Raw genomic sequence first — 18,995 nt, forward strand, 5'->3', positions numbered from 1 at the left:
GATAACAAATGAGGGGCACTTTACTGAAGCGAGGGCTTCGCCAGTAATACCGCTACGCGGTATCGCTGGCGAAGCCATGTCCGAAAGGATTATTTGAAAATAAATCCTCAATGACAGTTGCTCCCACCGATTTGAGCAACGCTACAAATGCACGGAGTTCTCATGCCCTGCCCAATAAAAAACCCGCCACTCTTGCGAGAGGCGGGCCTTTTACTAGCCAGGAAGCATTAACGCTCCAGCAAGATCCGCAGCATGCGACGCAACGGCTCAGCCGCACCCCACAGCAATTGGTCGCCTACGGTGAAAGCACCGAGGAATTGCGAACCCATGTTCAGCTTGCGCAGACGGCCAACCGGTACATTCAGGGTACCTGTCACCTTGGTCGGGCTCAGTTCCTGAATGCTGGCTTCACGCTGGTTCGGCACCAGCTTGACCCACGGGTTGTGCTGGCTGATCAGGTCTTCGATATCAGCAATCGGCACATCCTTGTTCAGCTTGATGGTCAATGCCTGGCTGTGGCAACGCATCGCACCGATACGCACGCAAATGCCGTCCACCGGAACCGGGTTCTTGAAGCGACCCAGGATCTTGTTGGTTTCAGCCTGCGCCTTCCATTCTTCGCGGCTCTGACCGTTTGGCAGCTCTTTATCGATCCACGGGATCAAGCTGCCAGCCAGTGGCACGCCGAAGTTCTCGGTCGGGTACGCATCGCTGCGCATGGCTTGCGCAACACGACGGTCAATGTCGAGGATGGCGCTGGCCGGATCAGCCAGTTGATCTGCGACCGCAGCATGGGTCGCGCCCATTTGCTTGATCAGCTCACGCATGTTCTGCGCGCCGGCGCCCGAGGCCGCCTGGTAGGTCATGGCACTCATCCATTCCACCAGACCCGCTTCGAACAGGCCGCCCAGGCCCATAAGCATCAGGCTGACGGTGCAGTTGCCGCCGATGTAGTTCTTGGTGCCCGCATCCAGTTGCTGGTCGATCACCTTGCGGTTGACCGGGTCCAGAATAATGACCGCGTCATCCTGCATCCGCAGGCTCGAAGCCGCATCGATCCAGTAACCTTGCCAACCCGCCTCACGCAGCTTGGGGAACACCTCGGTGGTGTAGTCGCCGCCCTGGCAGGTCAGAATCACATCGAGGGTTTTCAACTCTTCAATGTTGTAAGCATCCTTGAGCGGGGCAATCTCTTTGCCCACGGACGGACCTTGTCCACCGACATTGGAGGTAGTAAAAAACACGGGCTCAATAAGATCGAAATCCTGCTCTTCCAGCATCCGCTGCATGAGTACGGAACCAACCATACCGCGCCAACCGACCAGACCTACACGCTTCATCACAACGACACCTTTAACAAAAAGTGGGGTCGTTACTTCCACCAACAGGAAGTAACGGGCCAGAGAGATTACAGATTCTGTAGCGCGGCGACTACTGCGTCGCCCATTTCCTGTGTTCCAACCTTGGTGCAACCCGCCGACCAGATGTCCCCGGTACGCAAACCCTGGTCCAGAACCAGGCTCACCGCCTGCTCAATGGCATCGGCCGCAGCACTCTGATTGAAGCTGTAACGCAGCATCATCGAGACCGACAAAATGGTTGCCAGCGGGTTGGCAATGCCCTGCCCCGCGATGTCCGGCGCCGAACCGTGGCACGGCTCGTACATGCCTTTATTGTTGGTATCCAGGGACGCCGACGGCAGCATGCCAATCGACCCTGTGAGCATCGAGGCCTGATCGGACAGGATGTCGCCGAACATGTTCTCGGTCACGATCACGTCAAATTGCTTGGGCGCACGCACCAGCTGCATGGCAGCGTTGTCGACGTACATGTGGCTCAGTTCAACGTCCGGGTAGTCCTTGGCCACTTGCTCGACCACTTCACGCCACAGTTGGCTGGAAGCCAGCACGTTGGCCTTGTCTACCGAGCACAGCTTTTTGCCGCGAACACGGGCCATGTCGAAACCGACACGGGCGATGCGACGGATTTCACTTTCGCTGTACGGCAGCGTGTCATAGGCCTGACGCTCGCCGTTTTCCAGTTCGCGGGTGCCACGTGGCGCGCCGAAATAAATGCCGCCAGTCAGTTCGCGAACGATCAGGATATCCAGGCCCGCGACGATTTCAGGCTTGAGGCTCGAAGCATCCGCCAGTTGCGGGTACAGGATGGCCGGACGCAGGTTGCCGAACAGACCCAATTGCGCACGGATTTTCAGCAGACCGCGCTCAGGACGAATGTCGCGTTCGATCTTGTCCCATTTCGGGCCACCCACGGCGCCCAGCAGTACAGCGTCCGCAGCACGGGCGCGTTCCAGGGTCTCGTCGGCCAGCGGCACGCCATGCTTGTCGATGGCAGCACCGCCGATCACGTCGTGGGTCAGTTCAAAGTTCAGGTTGAACTTGTCGTTGGCCAATGCCAGCACCTTGACCGCTTCGGCCATGATTTCCGGACCGATACCGTCGCCTGGGAGAATCAGAATCTGCTTGCTCATGGGTTCCTCTTTTCTTGTCTGTTGATGCCCCCGCAGGCGCATCCTGAAATATTGGGGTTACTTCTCGGCCCACAGCACCAGCACATCGGTGCTGAACGTGCCATCGGCTTCAATCTCGAAATACTCGCGAACCTCGCTGCCCATAGCCTGCTGCAGTTGGCGAATGGCCGCGCTCATGACCTGCGGCGTGCGCATGCGCTCGATCCAGGAGCTGAACTCTAAACGCAAACGCTGACGCTGTGTGCTGCGCGTATGCAAACCGGCCTCACTGACCTGACGCAGCCATTCGCCCGCCGAGTAGTTGCGCACATGGCTGGTATCGCGCAGCACCTCGACCGCTTGCAGGTAGGTGTCCAGCAACGCACTGCCCGGAGACATCACATCAATAAACACCGCTACACCACCGGGCTTGAGTACCCGGCGAACTTCGCGCAGAGCCAGGCCGACGTCGTTCCAGTGATGGGTCGAATAACGGCTGAGTACGTAATCGAATTCAGCGTCGGCAAACGGCAGGCGCTCGGCCGCACCGCACACGGTGGTGATGTTGCCCAGTCCGCGATCGGTTGCCGCCGCACTGACCACATCGAGCATTGGCTGCGACAGGTCGTAGGCCACGACGTCCTTGACCAGTGCTGCCACGTGAAAGCTCACGTGACCCGCGCCACACCCCAGGTCCAGCACCCGCGCCTGCGGTTTGTCAGCCAGCTCAGCCTTTAGCAGGCCGAACTCAGTGCCTTGCGCGTGCACGGCACTGCTCAGATAGGCCGACGCCTGTTCGCCGAACTGCTTTTGTACAACCTGGGTGTGCTGGGCGGTGCTGGTCATAAAACTTCCTTTTAGGGGCAAGACTTGGGTTGTCCACACTGCTGTCATCGCGGGCAAGCCCGCTCCCACATTTGAAATGCATTCCCCTGTGGGAGCCGGGCTTGCCCGCGATGAGGCCATTCAAGCGTCGCGGAACAACCACGGCTGGCTTGCACGGTGCTTGCTTTCAAATGCGGCAATCGCCACGTCGTCCTGCAGGGTCAGACCGATATCGTCCAGGCCGTTGAGCAAACAGTGCTTGCGAAACGCATCGATCTCAAAGCTCAAGACCTTGCCATCAGGACGGGTCACGGTTTGTGCTTCAAGGTCGATATTGAGCTGGTAACCCGGCTCGGCTTCGACCTGGGCAAACAGCTCATCCACTTCGGCGTCGCTTAAAATGATCGGCAACAAGCCATTCTTGAAGCTGTTATTGAAGAAGATGTCGGCATAACTCGGCGCGATGATGCTGCGAAATCCGTACTCTTCCAGCGCCCAGGGCGCGTGCTCACGGCTGGAGCCGCAGCCAAAGTTTTCACGGGCCAGCAACACACTGGCGCCCTGATAACGCTCGGCATTGAGTACAAAGTCCTTGTTCAGCGGACGCTTGGAGTTGTCCTGATAGGGCTGCCCCACATCCAGGTAGCGCCATTCATCAAACAGGTTCGGACCAAAGCCGGTGCGTTTGATCGACTTCAAAAACTGCTTGGGAATGATTTGGTCCGTGTCCACGTTGGCTCGATCCAAAGGCGCGACCAAACCGGTGTGCTGAGTAAAAGCTTTCATGCTGCGCTCCTTAGATCAATTCGCGGACGTCGATGAAACGACCGTTCACAGCGGCGGCGGCGGCCATTGCCGGGCTCACCAGGTGCGTACGGCCACCGGCACCCTGACGGCCTTCGAAGTTGCGGTTGGAGGTCGATGCGCAATGCTCGCCGGACTCCAGTCGGTCCGGGTTCATCGCCAGGCACATCGAGCAACCTGGCTCACGCCATTCAAAACCGGCCTCCAGGAAAATCTTGTCCAGCCCTTCCGATTCAGCCTGGGCCTTGACCAGGCCCGAGCCCGGTACCACGATCGCCTGCTTGATGGTGGACGCCACTTTACGGCCTTTGGCAATCACGGCTGCAGCACGCAAGTCTTCAATTCGAGAGTTGGTGCACGAGCCGATAAACACGCGATCCAGCTGGATATCGGTGATCGCCTGATTAGCCGTCAACCCCATGTACTTCAACGCACGTTCGATCGAACCGCGCTTGACCAGGTCGGCTTCCTGCGCCGGATCCGGCACGTTCTGATCAACCGCCAATACCATCTCGGGCGAAGTACCCCAGCTGACTTGAGGCTTGATCTGGGCAGCGTCGAGTTCAACCACGGTGTCGAAGGTTGCATCGCTGTCGGAAACCAGGTCTTTCCAGGCTTCGACTGCCATGTCCCATTCGGCGCCTTTAGGAGAGAACGGACGACCCTTCACGTAATCGACCGTCTTCTGATCCGCCGCTACCAGGCCTACGCGGGCACCGGCTTCGATGGACATGTTGCAGATGGTCATGCGGCCTTCAACCGACAAGTCGCGGATCGCGCTGCCGGCAAACTCGATGGCGTGACCATTGCCGCCTGCGGTGCCGATCTTGCCGATCACTGCCAGTACGATGTCCTTGGCTGTCACGCCGAACGGCAATTGCCCTTCGACCGACACCAGCATGTTCTTCATTTTCTTGGCGACGAGACACTGCGTGGCGAGCACATGCTCAACCTCGGAGGTGCCGATGCCATGGGCCAATGCACCGAATGCACCGTGGGTCGAGGTGTGCGAGTCGCCGCAGACCACGGTCATACCCGGCAAGGTGGCGCCCTGCTCCGGGCCGATTACGTGAACGATGCCCTGGCGCACGTCGTTCATCTTGAACTCGGTAATGCCGTACTCGTCGCAGTTGTCGTCGAGGGTCTGGACCTGCAAACGGGAAACTTCGTCAGCAATCGCTTCGATCCCGCCTTTGCGTTCCGGCGTGGTCGGTACGTTGTGGTCCGGGGTGGCGATGTTGGCATCGATGCGCCAAGGCTTGCGCCCGGCCAGACGCAGACCTTCAAAGGCCTGCGGCGACGTCACTTCATGAATGATGTGACGGTCGATATAGATCAGCGCCGAACCATCGTCGCGCTGCTTGACCAAATGCGAATCCCAGAGCTTGTCGTAGAGCGTTTTGCCGGCCATCAGACGGTTTCCTCATCAGCTACTTTTCTGTGCCAATAACCACTTGGCTTGTGAGGTCGATCCTATGGGGTTACAGTTAATAACTCAAATTCATAATTTTCATGCTTTGGATAACCAACAGGAATTCGAATAGATGGATCTCGCGAATCTCAATGCCTTTATTGCCATTGCTGAAACCGGCAGCTTTTCCGGGGCCGCCGAACGGCTGTTCCTGACCCAGCCCGCCATCAGTAAACGCATCGCCAGTATCGAGCAGCAACTCAAGCTCAGGCTGTTCGACCGGCTGGGGCGTGAGGTCAGCCTGACCGAGGCGGGACGGGCATTACTGCCACGGGCCTATCAGATTCTCAACGTGCTGGATGACACCCGCAGGGCGCTGAACAACCTCAATGGTGAGGTCAGCGGGCGTCTGACCCTGGCCACCAGCCATCACATTGGCCTGCACCGCCTGCCGCCTTTGCTGCGCGAGTTCACCCGCACCTATCCCAAAGTCGCGCTGGACATTCAGTTCCTGGATTCAGAGGTGGCCTATGACGAAATTCTCCATGGCCGCGCCGAACTGGCCGTGATCACCCTCGCACCGGAACCTCACTCGCTGATTCGGGCCGTCCCCGTATGGGATGATCCGCTGGACTTCGTGGTCGCCCCCGAGCATAGCCTGACCCGGAAAAAGGCGGTCAGCATGGCGGATATCGCGCGTCATCCGGCGGTGTTCCCTGGCGGCAATACCTTCACCCACCATATTGTCCATCGCCTGTTTGAAGCCCAGGGCCTTACCCCCAATATCGCCATGAGCACCAACTACCTGGAAACCATCAAAATGATGGTCTCCATCGGACTGGCCTGGAGCGTACTGCCGCGCACCATGCTCGACGAGCAAGTGGCATCGATTGCCTTGCCCGGCATCCAGTTGACGCGCCAGCTGGGTTATATCCTGCATACGGAGCGAACCCTGTCCAATGCGGCCCATGCCTTCATGACCCTTCTGGATGGCCAGGTCGACACCCGGCCCCTTCAAACGGACGACGCTCCACTAAGCAGCCCAGTGAAATAATCCAGCGCATTTGGCCCATTAAAACAACAAGGATTCGCCATGCAAGCTCCTGACATTTTCATTCTCAGCGCCCAGCGAACGGCCATTGGTACGTTTGGTGGCGCACTCAAGGACGTGCCTCTGGCCGACCTGGCCACCGCCGCCGTAAAAGCCGCGTTGCTGAGCAGCCAGGTCGATCCCGAGCGCATCGGCCACGTAGTGATGGGCAACGTGATTCCAACCGAGCCCCAGGATGCCTACCTGGCGCGAGTCGCCGCGATCAATGCCGGGATCCCCAAAGAAACCCCGGCCTATAACGTCAATCGCCTCTGCGGCTCCGGCTTGCAGGCCATTATTTCGGCCGCCCACAGCCTGATGCTCGGCGATGCCGAATTTGCCATTGGCGCCGGGGCCGAAGCCATGAGTCGCGGCCCGTACCTGCTGCCTGCTGCCCGTTGGGGAGCGCGCATGGGGGATGGGCAGATGCTCGATTACATGCTCGGCATTCTGCACGACCCGTTCCACGGCATTCATATGGGCGTCACCGCCGAGAACATCGCCCAGCGCAACAGCATCAGCCGCCAGACCCAGGATGCCCTGGCATGTGAAGACCAGCAGCGCGCAGCGCGCGCCATCGCCCAGGGGTACTTCAACAGTCAGATCGCCGCAGTTGAGGTACGCAGCCGCAAGGGCAGTGTGATGTTCAGTCAGGACGAACACCCGCGGGCCACCACCCTGGAACAGCTGGCGCAGATGAAACCTGCGTTCAAGAAGGACGGCAGCGTGACCGCTGGCAACGCATCAGGGCTCAATGACGGTGCAGCGGCGCTGGTATTGGCCAGTGGCGCTGCGGTACAGGCTGGCAACCTGACGCCAATGGCCCGCCTGGTGGCGTATGCCCATGCCGGGGTAGAACCCGAATTGATGGGCCTTGGACCGATTCCGGCAACGCGCCTGGCGCTTAAGCGGGCGGGGTTGAACATTGAAGACATGGACGTCATCGAAGCCAATATCGCCTTCGCCGCCCAAGCCTGCGCCGTGATGCAGGAGCTGGACATGGACCCGGCCAAGGTCAACCCCAATGGCTCGGGGATCGCCCTGGGGCACCCGGTTGGCGCCACCGGCGCGATCATCGCCACCAAGGCCATCCATGAACTGCACCGGATCAAGGGCCGCTACGCCCTGGCAACCATGTGCATCGGCGGCGGCCAGGGCATCGCGGTGATTTTCGAACGGGTTTGAACCCTCGTGCATGTGTGGGAGCGGGCTTGCTCGCGATGCAGGCCCCGCGGTCTGTCAGGTAAACCAGGGCGATGCCATCGCGGGCAAGCCCGCTCCCACAGGTCGCATGGCACTACGCAGGCATACGGCCAAACTTGCCCGACTGGAAGTCAACAAATGCCTGCTGGATCTCGGCATCCGTGTTCATCACAAACGGGCCATGCCCCACGATCGGTTCGTCGATCGGCTCACCACTCAGGATCAGCAGCACCGCATCGTTATTGGCCTCAAGCCGGACTTGCGAACCGTCACGCTCGAACAGCGCCAACTGCCCTTCGCGCACCACTTCCTGACCGTTGACCTCAACCGCACCGTGCAACACCACCAGCGCCGTGTTGCGACCCTGATGCACATCGAATGTCGCTGACTTGCCCGCGTTCAGGCGGATGTCCCACACGTCGATATCGGTGAAGGTCCGCGCCGGGCCACGCGTGCCATCGAACTCACCGGCAATCAGGCGCAACCGACCGGCATCGTCCTTTAGCGCCAGATCAGGAATATCCCGGTCCACAATGCCCTGATACCCCGGCGCCGACATTTTGTCCCTGGCCGGCAGGTTGACCCATAGCTGCACCATTTCCAGCGGGCCGCCACTGCGGGCAAACGCCTCGGAATGAAACTCCTCGTGCAGGATCCCCGAAGCCGCAGTCATCCATTGCACATCACCAGGGCCGATCACCCCGCCGTTACCGGTGGAATCACGGTGCTCAACTTCGCCTTTGTAGACGATGGTCACGGTTTCGAAACCACGATGGGGGTGCTGGCCCACACCACGACGCTCTGTGGTTGGCGAGAACTCGGCTGGCCCAGCGTAATCAAGCAGCAGGAACGGGCTGATGTATTTGCCCATGCTGTCATAGGAAAACAACGTGCGAACCGGAAAGCCATCACCGACCCAATGGGGACGGGGAGCTGTGTACACACCCAGAATCTTTTTCATGTTGCACCTCCTGTCAATCATGGGGACAAGCTTAGATTCGATTCATCTATAAGACTAGACAGTGTTTTTGACACTAATCGTCCCACTAACAGAACAATCTATTGCACTGTGGGAGCGGGCTTGCTCGCGATGGCATCAATGGGATCAATCAGGCAAACCGAGTCGCCTGCATCGCGAGCAAGCCCGCCCCCACCAAGGCCCCGACTGTGGCCATCAGCTAAATAAAACTATTTGAAAATCCTGTTTCTGGTTTCTCCATCGCGCTGCGTCTAATAACTATTCCCATTAACAAAAAAGAAATTCCCCACTTCGGAGCCTAGGCACGCGATGCAACGACCCAACTTGAGCCGGACCCCTCTTTCGATCGCTACCCAGCGCCAGACTGTTCGCCGCACCCTGCTGTCCAGCGCCTTTGTAGCCTCGGTATTGCTGGTTTCATCCATTGCCCAGGCGGCGCCAGTGGCCTTGAATATTCCGTCTCAATCACTGGCCAGCGCGCTGAATGAACTGGGCAAGCAAGCCAATCTGCAAATCCTGTATAGCCCGGATCAGGTTCAAGGCATCACGTCCCGCCCCGTGTCCGGCTCGCTCGAACCGGTCAAGGCTCTGGAGTCCCTGCTGCAAGGCAGCGGCATTTCGTATCAGCTCAATGGCGACACGGTGATTCTGAGCGCCCCCCAAGGCAAAGGCCTGGAATTGGGTGCGACCACTGTTTCCGGCCAGGGTCCGGGCGACTCGCTTACCACCGAAGACACCCGTTCCTACACCACCGGGGCCAGCAACAGCTCGACCAAACTGGCCCTTTCATTGCGCGAGACCCCGCAAACCGTGACCGTAGTCACCCGCCAGATGATGGACGACCAGGCGGCCCAAAGTATCGGTGACGTGCTGCGCAACGCGCCGGGCGTGTCCACCCAGGCCTACGACAGCGACCGGATGGAATACTCGGCCCGCGGCTATGCAATCACCAACTTCCAGTACGACGGTGTCAACACGCTGTATGACGGGGTGTTCGATGAAGGCGCAACCAAGGTCGACATGGCCCTGTATGACCGGGTAGATATCGTCAAGGGTGCCACCGGCCTGCTGTCCGGCTCGGGCGAGCCTTCGGCCACGGTCAACCTGATCCGCAAAAAGCCGACCCGCGACTTCAAGGCCTCGATCTCGGCCAGCGCAGGTTCGTGGGACAACTACCGCACCGAAGGCGATATTTCGGGGCCGCTGAATGAAGATGGCAGTGTGCGCGGTCGCATGGTGGCGGTGTACCAGGATGCCGACTCGTACCGCGATCACTATTCAAAAAAGAATGATGTGATGTACGGCATCATCCAGGCCGACCTTACCCCCGACACCCTGCTCACCTTTGGCATGGACTACCAGAACATCAAGCCACGCGGCTCGTCCTGGACCGGCAACCCGTACTACTACTCCAACTACACCAAGACCGATTTCAGCCGCTCGTTCAACCCGGCCACCGACTGGAGCCGTCGCGACGTTCAAATCCAGACGACCTTCGCCTCCCTGGAGCACCGCTTTGCCAATGACTGGAAAGTCAAAGGCAGCCTGACCCAGCAAACCAACGACCACGACACCCTGCTGGGCTCGGCCAGTGGCGGCATGCCTGATCCGGTGACAGGCGACGGCATGTCCTTCTACTGGGGTCACTGGGAAGGCCATCGCGTCCAAAACACTGTCGATATCAATGCCACCGGCCCGTTTACCCTGTTTGGCCGCGAGCATGAACTGGTGGTCGGCGCCACGTCCCAGTCCTCCCGCCAGACCGGGGCGACCTTCGACAGCAGCGAATATCGTGTGCTGTCCGAAAGCATCTTTGACTGGAACGGCAACTACCCACGGCCGGACTTCCCGAAGAACGGCAAATATGAAACCAACCAGAATCAGAACAGCGCCTACATCGCCGCACGCTTCAAGCCCGCGGACGACTGGTCGATTATCCTCGGCAGCCGCCTGAGTGACTTCCAGTACAACAGCACCTACCGGTATTACCAGCAGAGCAGCAACTTCCAGGACAACAAAACCTCTGCCAAGCAACACGGCGAGGTGACGCCCTACGCTGGCGTGGTGTATGACATCAATGAAAACTACTCGGTGTATGGCAGCTACACCTCCATCTATAAACCCCTCACCGAGCAAAGCGGTTCTGGCGCCACCCTGGCACCCACTGAAGGCAACAGCTACGAACTCGGCGTCAAGGCCGAGTACTTCGATGGCCGCTTGAATACCAGTGCGGCGGTGTTCCGTACCGAACAGAAAAATGTACCCATCCAGGTGGGCACAAACGCAAACACCAACCTGGGCATCTTCGAATCCCTGGATGGTGCAACCACCAACGGCATTGAACTTGAGCTGTCCGGTGAGCTGATGCCGGACTGGAACCTGATGGCAGGCTACACCTACGCCAGAACTCGCTCCGATGATGGGGAGCGTGTCTATGGCTACCCGCTGGAAACCACCAAACCGGAAAACGTGGCGCGGGTGTTTACCACCTACCGCCTGCCGGGCGTGATGAACAAGGTGACCGTGGGCGGTGGCGTGAACTGGCAGAGCCCGTTCTACGGCAAGATCTACAACTCGGCCAAAGAAGACTACGACATCATCGAGCAGCAAAGCTTTGCGCTGGTCAACCTGATGACCCGCTACGAGTACAACGAACACCTGTCGTTCAACCTCAACGCCAACAACGTGTTCGACAAGAAATACCTGTCGGGCCTGGGCAACTTCAGCACCACCTACTACGGCGAACCTCGCAGCCTGATGCTGACCTCCAAATACACCTTCTGACCTGAAGTGCGGGAGCGGGCTTGCCTGCTCCCGCAGAGGTTTGAGGGTGAGCAGCAGCCTGTTCTCCCTTACACTGAACGCCCCTTGCTCACTGGCGCGTTTATGGACCTCGACCTGGCTCGCACCTTTCTTGAAATCGTTCGCTACGGCAGCCTGGTCGGCGCTGCCGAAAAACTGCATGTCACCCAGACTGCCGTGACCGCGCGGGTGCACAAGCTCGAAAGCCTGCTGGGCGTGACCCTGTTTATTCGCAATCGCGCAGGCGCCAGGCTGACCCCCGAGGGCGAGGCGTTTGTGGTGTACGCCAATCAATTGCTGCAGACCTGGGAAGCCGCCCGCCGAGACCTGCCACGACCCGAAGGCCTGCATCAGTTGCTGCACATCGGCGGTGAAGTCAGCCTGTGCAATCCGCTGATCCTGAACTGGGCCAAAGTCCTGCGCCAACACCTCACCACCCATGCCCTGCGCATACAGATCAGCGACGCCGAGCAGTTGCTGCGCCAGGTTGAAATGGGCCTGCTGGACGCGGCACTGGTCTATCAACCCGCCTACTGGCCCGGGGTACAGGTGGAGCAGTTACTGGAAGAAAAACTGATCCAGATTCGCCGCCCCGAGCAGCCCGAACCCTATGTGTACATCGAATGGGGCGAGGACTTTCGCCGCCAGCATGATGCCGCCCTCCCCGACAAGGCGCGGGCAGCCATCAGCTTCAACCTGGGGCCGGTGGCGCTGCATTACATTCTGGAAAACGGCGGCAGCGGCTATTTCCGCACACGGGTGGTCAAGAGCTACCTGGACAGCGGCGCGCTGGAACGCGTCCCTAAAGCCCCCGAATTCAGCTACCCCACTTACCTCGTGTACTCACGGGAAAGGGACTGCGCCGCCTTGCAACACGCCATCGCGCTGTTGCGCGAGATCGTCAAGCAAGACAGCGACTGGTCGCAGCGCTGGGAGCCGGAAATTTAAGCCAGTGCCCCTGAGATGAAAGCTTTCAGCTTTATGCCCGATCCCTTAGTCTGCGAGCGTTGAATAACGAATAAGAACACTACAGGTGGCACATGACCGACCTCACCCGGACCAACGAAAGCTGGCTCACCAGCGCACCCCATCAACAGTGGCTGCGCGATCAGGGCCAGTCACTGCTGGACTTCGCCAAGGCGGCGCGCGTGCCATCTGGCTTCGCCCAACTGGACCGGTTTGGACGACGACCGGATGATGCCCCGGCTGACACCATCACCACGGCACGCATGGTGCACAGCTTTGCCCTTGCCCATATTCAAGGCCTGCCCGGCTGCGCCCCGCTGATCGACCACGGCCTGGCAGCACTGGCCGGCCCCCTACGCGATGCGGTGCAGGGTGGCTGGTTTGCCACCCCCAACGCCCAGGATGGCAATACCCGCAAAGCCGCGTACCTCCATGCTTTTGTAGCCCTGGCTGCCAGTTCCGCGGCGGTCGCCGGACGGGGCGGCTCAGCCGAGCTGCTGGCTGATGCCGTGCAGATCCTCGAAAACCATTTCTGGTCGCAAGAAGAAGGCGCCTTGCTGGAAAGCTTTGCCAGCGACTGGAGTGACTGCGAGGCCTATCGCGGGGCCAACAGCAACATGCATGGCACCGAAGTCTTTCTGGCCCTGGCCGATGTGCTCGACGAAGACCTGTGGCTCGATCGTGCCTTGTGCATTGCCGAGCGGGTCATCCATCAGCATGCCGCGCAGTCCGACTACCTGCCCGTCGAACATTTCGATGCACTCTGGCAGCCGTTGCCCGACTACAACCGCGACAACCCGGCAGATGGCTTTCGTCCTTTCGGTAAAACCCCGGGGCACGCTTTTGAATGGGCGCGTTTGTTGCTGCACCTGGAAGCAGCCCGTAAACACCGCGGCTTGTCGGCGCCCCAGTGGTTGCTCGAAGACGCACGCCAACTGTTCAACAGCGCGTGCAAACATGGCTGGAATGCCGATGGCGGCAGCGGAATTGTCTACACCCTGGACTGGAACAACCAGCCAGTGGTGCGCGAACGCCTGCACTGGACCCTCGCTGAAGCCGCGGCTGCGGCTGCAGCGTTGTTGCAACGCACCGACGAGCATGAGTACGAAGTCTGGTATCAAGCGTTCTGGGACTATATCGACCTGCACATGATCGATCGTGTGAACGGCAGCTGGCACCACGAACTGGGGATCGACAACCAGCCTTCGGAAAACATCTGGCCCGGCAAGCCGGACCTTTACCATGCTTACCAGGCCACCTTGCTGCCCCGCCTGCCGCTGGCCATCAGCCTGGCCAGTGCACTCAAATTGCGCCGCTGAAAAAACCCGGGCTATAGCCGCTGAGGAGCGATCGCTAATGCAGACGCTTCAATGTCTCTGATAGATCGAGGCGTCGGCATCGCAGCCTTCGTTCCTCGGCAGCGACTACAGGTCGATGGCGATGGCAGTGACATCACCAGTCGTATTTGACTTCCAGCGCCGCCGTCCTTTGCTGCCCGTAGTAACAGCCGAAACTGTAGTTGCACGAGGAAACGTACTCGCGATCAAACAGGTTCTGTACGTTGAGGCTAGTGCTGACCCCTTTCAGGCTCGAGTCCAGTGCCGCAAGGTCATAGCTGAGCGTGGCGTCATACACCACAAACGAAGGCGTCTTGAAGGTGTTGGCCGAGTCACCGAAGTTTTTCCCGGTGTAACGGGCTCCGCCGCCCAGGGTCACGCCTTCAAGCGCCTGCCCGGTAAAGTGATAGTCCGCCCACACACTGGCCGCCCACGGTGATTGAGCCTCGCTGCGGTTGCCTTCGTTGCCGTAGTTGGACTTGGTATAGATCACATCCAGATACGACACAGACGCGATCAGGTCGATGTTGTTGAAGCTGCTTTTGCCTTCCACTTCAATGCCCCGCGACCTGACCTCACCTTCCTGGACTTGATATTCCAGGTACTCAAGGTCGCCCGTAAGGACATTTTGCTGGGTGATTTCGAACACCGAGGCGGTGAGCAATGAGGTGTCATTGGGCTGATACTTGACCCCCACCTCATATTGCTTGCCCGTCATCGGCTCGAATGCCTTGGCGCCACGGTCTGGCGCCGAGGTGCCCACTGACGGCAAGAACGACTCGGTGTAGCTGATGTACGGCGCCAGGCCAAACGAGGTGACGTAGGTCAGGCCCACGCGGCCGGTGAATTTGTTGTCGTTTTGCGTCTCCCGGGAACGGGCCAGCAAATCGTTGTTTTCGACTTTTGCCCAGTCGTGGCGACCGCCAATGGTCAGGATAAAGTTGTCGAGCTTGATCTGGTCCTGCACATACAGCCCGGTTTGCTTGACCCGGTTATCCCACTTGGTGGTCAGGGTCGGGACGCCCATGGTGCGGTAGTTGGTCGGGTTGTAGAGGCCGATGACTTCGCTGCCGGACAGGTTGTAGCCCTGATACTTGCGGGCGAACTGACGGTAGTCCAGACCCACCAGCAAGGTGTGCTGCAGGGGGCCGGTGGTGAAGTCGTTTTGCAGATGGTTGTCGAAGCTGTACGAGCTGTTTTGCTGGCGCCAGTCGAGCTTGGTACGGCTAGCATGGGTGTCGGTAGCACCGTCCGGGGCCGTGACAAAACGGTTGAGGTAAAACCCCTTGTAGCGGTCATTGACGTCGATGTAGCTCAGGCTCTGGCGATACGTCATGACCTCGTTGAAGTCATGGGAAAACTGATAGCCCACCACATATTGGTCGCGCTTGTAGTCGTTCCATTTCGAGTCGCCCAAAAAAATGTCGCGATCAATCTTGTTGCCCTGGGAGTTGCGGTACAGGCTGCCCACCGCGGGCAAGGCCTGATAGTCGGCCAAGGCGTCATCGCGCTGCAACTGCGCATACAGTGTCAGTTCGGTGCTGTCATTGGGGGCCCAGGTGAAGCTGGGCGCCAGCAGCATGCGCGAGTCTTCGGTGTGGTCCACCTGCTCGCTGCCGGTATTGCCCACACCGATCAGCCGATAGCTCAGGGTTTTGGCATCGTCCAGCGGGCCGGTGGTATCAAAGGCCAGGTTGTAACGGTCAAAACTGCCGGTGCCGACCTTGACCTGGTGCCTGGCCTCGGTGCCCGGACGCTTGGAGACCATATTGATCATCCCCCCCGGCTGGTTTTGCCCATACAGCACGGAGGACGGGCCCTTGAGCACTTCGATACGCTCCAGAGTGTAGGGATCGATCTGCGGGGTGCCGCCCAGGCTGCCGGCTGACGGCAGGTAGGCGCCATCGAGGTAGAGCAGCGTGGGGGCAAAACCCCGACTGGTGATCTCGTCAGCGATGGTGTTGCGATCGGTGTAGCCGTTGGTGCTCACGCCTGGCGTATAACGCAGCGCTTGTGTCAGGTCGCGGGCGCCCTGCACCTGCACCTGATCAGCAGTGACCACGTTGATGGTCTGGGGGATCTCCAGAATCGGCGTGTCGGTTTTGGTCGCGGTGGCCGAACGGGTGGCGACAAAGCCATCAACGTGGCCACGACCATCTTCGCCCACACGCGCCGACACGTTGGTCGCACCCAGGTTCAACGCGCCCGCCTCAGCCTGCGGGTAAACACTCAAGGCGCCGCTGTCGGTCACGCTCAGGCCCAGGCCACTGCCCGCCAGAGCACGTTCGGCAGCCTGTTGCGGTGTGTACATGCCGTTCACCGGCGCGGAGTGCCTGCCCTGCAGCAAGGCAGGCGTAATGGACAGGGTCAGGTTGCTGTCACGGGCGATCCGGCTCAGGGTCACGCTCAAAGGCGCGGCAGGCAGGTCAAAAAACCGAACGGCACTTTGCTCACTGTGCACCGCTTCAGCCACCGCACTTGGCAAGTGACCCGCAATGCTCAGGGTGATCGTCAGTGCCAGCAGGCAAGGTCTTAGCGGGGCATACGGCATGGGGCGTCCTTTCTCGTTGCAAGGTAGGCAGTTGTAACCTTGACCAACGAGCAAGGATTTCCCCTCACACTATTTGCAATTAATTCCCATTCGGCTGGTTTACCGATTCACATCAATCAGGGTCAACCACGGGCCGTAACGCGTGACCTTGATCGGCAAGGTTTGCGCCAGCGCGCTCAGGGTTTGGGCGGTGTTGTCCAGGGGGAACACCCCGAACACCCGCACCCGTGCAGCCTCGGGACTGATGCGCAACACCCCCGCCTGGTAAGGCGCAAGCGCGTCGACCAGGGCCGACAACGGTTCGTCATGCAGCTCTACACGGCCGTGGAGCCAATCGGTCTGGCTACGGGATGTAGGGGTTTGCGGGTCAATCTGGCTGGCCGTGAAAGACACGGCCTGGCCGGTGTCTATACGCCGCTGCTGACCGCCCAGAGTGTTCAGTTGCACACTGTGCTGTTGCACGCTGGCCAGGCTTTCGCCCGCCCCCTGACGCACCATAAAGCGTGTCCCAAGGGCCTGCACCTGGCCTTGGGCCGTGACCACCACAAACGGGCGCCCGGCATCGGCGGCCACCTCCACCTGCAACTCGCCTTCGCGCAATCGCACCCGTCGCTGACCTTGTGTGAACTCAATATCGACTGCACTTCGGGCGTTGAGTGTGAGCAGGCTGCCATCCACCAGCTCGATGGTTTTGCGCTCACCGGTTGCCGTGTGCTGGTCGGCCATCAAGCCCGTCAGTGGGGTCACACGATCCACCAGGCCTACGGCACCCAGGCCAAGCAGCAACAGTAACAAGCCGCCTTGCAGGGTCTTTTTACGAACCGGAGAAGTACCGGCCAACAATGCCCGACGTGCGGCCTGCATTTGCCCGGGGCTGCGCCGCTCTACCGATTGCATATCAGCCACAGGGGCTTTCAGAACGCCAGCCACCCGCTGCCATGCGGCCATGTTTTCGGGGCTCTCGGCCAACCATGCCTTGAACACCTGCCGCTCCGAAGGGCAGGCCTGCCCGGACTCCAGGCGCAGCATCCAGTCAATGGCTGCACGGGTAATCGGATCAACTCGGGCTGTACTCATAGGACCGACTCCGTTTGCCCCAGACAATGAACAAAGGCGCGACGCAAATCACGTTCGACCGTGGCCAGCGAGACCCCCAACTGGTCAGCGATGGCCTGCTGGGGCATGCCTTCAAGGCGATTGAGCAAAAAGGCCCGCTTCACCCGTGACGGCAGCCCTTCAAGCACCCGATCGATGGCTTCAATCGCCTCGCGAACCAGGGCAATGTCTTCGGCAGACGGTGCATAGGCCTGGGGCAAATCGGCCAGTTGATCCAGATAGGATTGCTCGAGCTTGCGGCGACGCCACAGTGAACACAGCAAGCGGCGGGCGACGGTACTCAGATACGCCCTGGGCTCCTGGATACGCTCCAGTTGCCGGGCATCCCAGGCACGCAGAAATGTGTCCTGGGTCAGATCAGCCGCATCCTGTGGGCAACGCACCTGTCGCGATAGCCAGCCGCGCAGCCACGCATGATTGTCGTGATACAGACTTGCCAACAGGTTTTTGGGGTCCACAGGGCTAGACACGATAGATAACCAGACTTAAATAGCAATAAGTCGCATTATCGTCGGATAGGAAGTAATTGCAAGTTACAACACTTGTGGAAGTGGCTGGCTCACGATGGTCGCAACGGGACTGGCCAGAAACTGCGCGCCGCCCTCATCGCGAGCAAGCCCGCTCCCACAGACTCAGCGCCCGCCGCCCAGATCCAGAAAGGTGCCTGTGGTGTAGGAAGCCTTGTCCGAGAGCAGCCACACAATCGCTTCGGCCACTTCTTCGGGGCGCCCGCCCCGGCCCATCGGGATGATCGGTTCAAGTTTGCTGACCCGGCCCGGATCGCCGCTCAAGGCATGAAAGTCGGTGAAGATATAGCCGGGGCGCACTGCATTGACCCGGATCCCCTCACCCGCCAGTTCCTTGGACAAGCCCAGGGTGAAGGTGTCGAGCGCGCCCTTGGAGGCCGCGTAGTCGACGTACTCACCCGGCGAACCCAGGCGCGATGCCACCGACGACACATTGACGATATTGCCGCCCTGCCCGCCGTAGCGTGGCGACATGCGCAGCACCGCGTGCTTGGCACAGAGGATCGGGCCCAGCACGTTGGTTTTCAGGGTATGCATGATGCGCAGTTCGGTGAGCTCGTCGACCCGGGACTTGAGCCCCACGGTGCCCGCGTTATTGACCAGCGCCGTGACCGGTCCCAACTGCTCGTCAACTTCAAGAAACAGGCGAATGATTTCATCTTCGTCACTCACATCGGCACGCACCGCGATGGCTTTTGCGCCCAGGGCACGAACCTGCGCCAGCACCTCATGGGCCGCCGCATCATCCGTCAGGTAATTGATGCAAATCCGATAACCCTGTTGCGCCGCCAGCACGGCGGTGGCTGCACCTATGCCGCGGCTGCCGCCGGTGATCACGATGACTTTATCCATAAAAACGTGCTCCCCTTTACTACGATCCAAGTCTGGGGGGCAGAATAACCGCGAAGGCTTTA

The 18,995-nt window shown here is 59.8% G+C and carries 15 protein-coding genes; 5 read left to right on the forward strand and 10 right to left on the reverse strand.

Going from position 1 to position 18,995, the window contains the following annotated elements; genetic code table 11:
* Positions 1-227: 227 nt before the first annotated feature.
* The 5 genes from asd to leuC form a co-directional block, all read right to left on the reverse strand.
* The gene (asd, locus tag AC19YQ_RS23060; RefSeq protein WP_133079412.1) at positions 228-1,340 is read right to left on the reverse strand and encodes an aspartate-semialdehyde dehydrogenase; all 1,113 of its coding nucleotides are present in this window, start codon (positions 1,338-1,340) and stop codon (positions 228-230) included.
* Positions 1,341-1,408: 68 nt separating this feature from the next.
* A complete protein-coding gene (leuB, locus tag AC19YQ_RS23065; RefSeq protein WP_133079413.1) occupies positions 1,409-2,491 on the reverse strand; it encodes a 3-isopropylmalate dehydrogenase in 1,083 nt (360 codons plus the stop codon).
* Between the two features lie 57 nt (positions 2,492-2,548).
* Positions 2,549-3,316, reverse strand: coding sequence for a class I SAM-dependent methyltransferase (locus tag AC19YQ_RS23070; protein ID WP_339477648.1), 768 nt, complete (start codon positions 3,314-3,316; stop codon positions 2,549-2,551).
* Positions 3,317-3,436: 120 nt separating this feature from the next.
* Positions 3,437-4,081, reverse strand: coding sequence for a 3-isopropylmalate dehydratase small subunit (gene leuD, locus AC19YQ_RS23075; RefSeq protein WP_326398181.1), 645 nt, complete (start codon positions 4,079-4,081; stop codon positions 3,437-3,439).
* Positions 4,082-4,091: 10 nt separating this feature from the next.
* The gene (gene leuC, locus AC19YQ_RS23080) at positions 4,092-5,510 is read right to left on the reverse strand and encodes a 3-isopropylmalate dehydratase large subunit (protein WP_219261339.1); all 1,419 of its coding nucleotides are present in this window, start codon (positions 5,508-5,510) and stop codon (positions 4,092-4,094) included.
* Positions 5,511-5,643: 133 nt separating this feature from the next.
* Between leuC and AC19YQ_RS23085 the strand changes: the two genes are divergently transcribed.
* Both AC19YQ_RS23085 and AC19YQ_RS23090 read left to right on the forward strand, forming a co-directional pair.
* Positions 5,644-6,564, forward strand: a complete 921-nt coding sequence (locus AC19YQ_RS23085; RefSeq protein ID WP_133079417.1) for a LysR family transcriptional regulator — start codon at positions 5,644-5,646, stop codon at positions 6,562-6,564.
* 39 nt (positions 6,565-6,603) lie between these two features.
* A complete protein-coding gene (locus tag AC19YQ_RS23090) occupies positions 6,604-7,785 on the forward strand; it encodes an acetyl-CoA C-acyltransferase family protein (RefSeq protein WP_500596033.1) in 1,182 nt (393 codons plus the stop codon).
* A gap of 112 nt (positions 7,786-7,897) precedes the next feature.
* Here the strand turns inward: AC19YQ_RS23090 and AC19YQ_RS23095 are convergent, their stop codons facing one another.
* Positions 7,898-8,764, reverse strand: a complete 867-nt coding sequence (locus tag AC19YQ_RS23095; RefSeq protein ID WP_326398183.1) for a pirin family protein — start codon at positions 8,762-8,764, stop codon at positions 7,898-7,900.
* A gap of 327 nt (positions 8,765-9,091) precedes the next feature.
* Between AC19YQ_RS23095 and AC19YQ_RS23100 the strand changes: the two genes are divergently transcribed.
* The 3 genes from AC19YQ_RS23100 (at position 9,092) to AC19YQ_RS23110 (ending at position 13,869) form a co-directional block, all read left to right on the forward strand.
* A complete protein-coding gene (locus AC19YQ_RS23100; RefSeq protein WP_500596034.1) occupies positions 9,092-11,566 on the forward strand; it encodes a TonB-dependent siderophore receptor in 2,475 nt (824 codons plus the stop codon).
* Positions 11,567-11,668: 102 nt separating this feature from the next.
* On the forward strand, positions 11,669-12,532 hold the full coding sequence (locus tag AC19YQ_RS23105; RefSeq protein WP_219261332.1) for a LysR family transcriptional regulator: 864 nt from the start codon (positions 11,669-11,671) through the stop codon (positions 12,530-12,532).
* Between the two features lie 92 nt (positions 12,533-12,624).
* Positions 12,625-13,869 carry a D-mannose isomerase gene (locus AC19YQ_RS23110; protein ID WP_500596035.1) on the forward strand — a complete coding sequence of 415 codons (1,245 nt, stop codon included), beginning with the start codon at positions 12,625-12,627 and terminating at the stop codon, positions 13,867-13,869.
* A gap of 133 nt (positions 13,870-14,002) precedes the next feature.
* Here the strand turns inward: AC19YQ_RS23110 and AC19YQ_RS23115 are convergent, their stop codons facing one another.
* From AC19YQ_RS23115 to AC19YQ_RS23130, 4 genes are all read right to left on the reverse strand, one after another.
* On the reverse strand, positions 14,003-16,438 hold the full coding sequence (locus AC19YQ_RS23115; protein ID WP_500596036.1) for a TonB-dependent siderophore receptor: 2,436 nt from the start codon (positions 16,436-16,438) through the stop codon (positions 14,003-14,005).
* A 99-nt stretch (positions 16,439-16,537) separates the two neighbouring features.
* Positions 16,538-17,515, reverse strand: a complete 978-nt coding sequence (locus AC19YQ_RS23120) for a FecR domain-containing protein (RefSeq protein WP_500596037.1) — start codon at positions 17,513-17,515, stop codon at positions 16,538-16,540.
* On the reverse strand, positions 17,512-18,012 hold the full coding sequence (locus tag AC19YQ_RS23125; RefSeq protein WP_500596045.1) for a sigma-70 family RNA polymerase sigma factor: 501 nt from the start codon (positions 18,010-18,012) through the stop codon (positions 17,512-17,514). Before AC19YQ_RS23125 ends, AC19YQ_RS23120 begins: the two co-directional genes overlap by 4 nt.
* 174 nt (positions 18,013-18,186) lie before the next feature.
* Positions 18,187-18,933 carry an SDR family oxidoreductase gene (locus AC19YQ_RS23130; RefSeq protein ID WP_133079701.1) on the reverse strand — a complete coding sequence of 249 codons (747 nt, stop codon included), beginning with the start codon at positions 18,931-18,933 and terminating at the stop codon, positions 18,187-18,189.
* Positions 18,934-18,995 lie beyond the last annotated feature (62 nt).

Source organism: Pseudomonas sp. MF06569 (genome assembly GCF_059862735.1).

Excerpts from the sequence above, each read along its gene's own strand:
- asd (WP_133079412.1), bottom strand. The coding sequence starts at position 1,340 with ATGAAGCGTGTAGGTCTGGTCGGTTGGCGCGGTATGGTTGGTTCCGTA.
- leuB (WP_133079413.1), bottom strand. The coding sequence starts at position 2,491 with ATGAGCAAGCAGATTCTGATTCTCCCAGGCGACGGTATCGGTCCGGAA.
- AC19YQ_RS23070 (WP_339477648.1), bottom strand. The coding sequence starts at position 3,316 with ATGACCAGCACCGCCCAGCACACCCAGGTTGTACAAAAGCAGTTCGGC.
- leuD (WP_326398181.1), bottom strand. The coding sequence starts at position 4,081 with ATGAAAGCTTTTACTCAGCACACCGGTTTGGTCGCGCCTTTGGATCGA.
- leuC (WP_219261339.1), bottom strand. The coding sequence starts at position 5,510 with ATGGCCGGCAAAACGCTCTACGACAAGCTCTGGGATTCGCATTTGGTC.
- AC19YQ_RS23085 (WP_133079417.1), top strand. The coding sequence starts at position 5,644 with ATGGATCTCGCGAATCTCAATGCCTTTATTGCCATTGCTGAAACCGGC.
- AC19YQ_RS23090 (WP_500596033.1), top strand. The coding sequence starts at position 6,604 with ATGCAAGCTCCTGACATTTTCATTCTCAGCGCCCAGCGAACGGCCATT.
- AC19YQ_RS23095 (WP_326398183.1), bottom strand. The coding sequence starts at position 8,764 with ATGAAAAAGATTCTGGGTGTGTACACAGCTCCCCGTCCCCATTGGGTC.
- AC19YQ_RS23100 (WP_500596034.1), top strand. The coding sequence starts at position 9,092 with ATGCAACGACCCAACTTGAGCCGGACCCCTCTTTCGATCGCTACCCAG.
- AC19YQ_RS23105 (WP_219261332.1), top strand. The coding sequence starts at position 11,669 with ATGGACCTCGACCTGGCTCGCACCTTTCTTGAAATCGTTCGCTACGGC.
- AC19YQ_RS23110 (WP_500596035.1), top strand. The coding sequence starts at position 12,625 with ATGACCGACCTCACCCGGACCAACGAAAGCTGGCTCACCAGCGCACCC.
- AC19YQ_RS23115 (WP_500596036.1), bottom strand. The coding sequence starts at position 16,438 with ATGCCGTATGCCCCGCTAAGACCTTGCCTGCTGGCACTGACGATCACC.
- AC19YQ_RS23120 (WP_500596037.1), bottom strand. The coding sequence starts at position 17,515 with ATGAGTACAGCCCGAGTTGATCCGATTACCCGTGCAGCCATTGACTGG.
- AC19YQ_RS23130 (WP_133079701.1), bottom strand. The coding sequence starts at position 18,933 with ATGGATAAAGTCATCGTGATCACCGGCGGCAGCCGCGGCATAGGTGCA.